Here is a 992-nt window from a genome sequence, read left to right as displayed (position 1 = left end):
TGAGGTTACCCTCGTTTAGTGGACACCCTATTAGTACGGATCTTGTGCCTGTAGGAGCGGGTGTTCATTGTGAGTTCGTCAGGGAAGAAGTACACCCCGGAGTACCGGCAGGAGGCTGCCAGACTGGTCATTGAGTCCGGGCGCCCAATCGCTTATGCGGCTAAGGAAATTAGCGTATCAGCCACAATTTTAGGCAGGTGGGTCACACTCGAGCGGGAACGCCAAGGCTCGGTAGATGGCCGCAGTGATGCCGATATACGAGCCGAAAACGCTCGCCTGCGTCGTGAGTTAGCTGAGGCCAAGATGGATAGTGAGTTCTTGTCAAAAGGCACCGCCTTCGTCGCTTTGAGGCAACGCGATCGGAAAAATTTGAGCTACTACACCAGGAGAAGGCGAACTACAGCATAAAACGGATGAGCAGGTTATTAGAGGTTTCCCATTCTGGCTACTATAAATGGCAAAAGGCTCAAGCAGTACGGCTTCGTGGTGAAAATCAGCGTCAGAGATTCCTCGACCAGTTAGACAGGAAAATTCTTGATATCTGGGAAGATTCTGACGAAGTCTACGGTGCCCCACGGATTAGTGCAGAACTCTCTGAGGATGGGGTCTATGTCAATCGCTAAACCGTGGCCAAACGCATGCGGATGATGGGTATTGAGGGTATCTCACACAGGGCGTTTGTTCCCGTAACGACAATTCAATCCAAGCAGAAGTTCACGCTTGTAGACCTGGTAAAACGCCTATTTGATCAAGGCCAGCTTAATCGAGTGTTGATGTCGGATTTTACCCATCTGCGCACGAATGAGGGCTAGCTGTACCTATGCGTTATCCGCGATGGACACTCCCGCCGAGTCCTAGGCTGGTCCATGGATAGTGTGCAGGATTCTTACCTGGTTGAACGTGCACTGCGCATGGCTTACACCCTGCGTGGTGAAGTACCCGACGGCGTGGTCTTCCACGCCGATCGTGGTACCCAGTTCACCAGCGAACAG

General features: G+C 52.2%; 3 protein-coding genes. All 3 read left to right on the top strand.

The window, feature by feature from the left end; all coding sequences use genetic code 11:
• Positions 1 to 60 precede the first annotated feature (60 nt).
• The gene (locus tag MHY24_RS11975; protein ID WP_367398065.1) at positions 61 to 408 is read left to right on the top strand and encodes a transposase; all 348 of its coding nucleotides are present in this window, start codon (positions 61 to 63) and stop codon (positions 406 to 408) included.
• Positions 409 to 413: 5 nt separating this feature from the next.
• Positions 414 to 623 (top strand): IS3 family transposase, encoded by a 210-nt coding sequence (locus tag MHY24_RS12205; protein WP_367174027.1) that lies wholly within the window; start codon positions 414 to 416, stop codon positions 621 to 623.
• A gap of 189 nt (positions 624 to 812) precedes the next feature.
• A partial coding sequence (locus MHY24_RS12200) for a DDE-type integrase/transposase/recombinase (protein WP_367398066.1) occupies positions 813 to 992 on the top strand: 180 nt, incomplete at its 3' end.

Origin of the sequence: Corynebacterium sp. ACRPQ, assembly GCF_022347225.1 — a bacterium.
GTDB classification, from domain to species: domain Bacteria; phylum Actinomycetota; class Actinomycetes; order Mycobacteriales; family Mycobacteriaceae; genus Corynebacterium; species Corynebacterium tuberculostearicum_D.
The sequence above is the reverse complement of the archived record's forward strand: the minus strand, read 5'-3'. Positions and strand labels throughout refer to the sequence as shown.

What these genes read in the sequence shown, in the direction of transcription:
- MHY24_RS12205 (WP_367174027.1), top strand. Translation starts at nt 414, where the DNA reads ATGAGCAGGTTATTAGAGGTTTCCCATTCTGGCTACTATAAATGGCAA.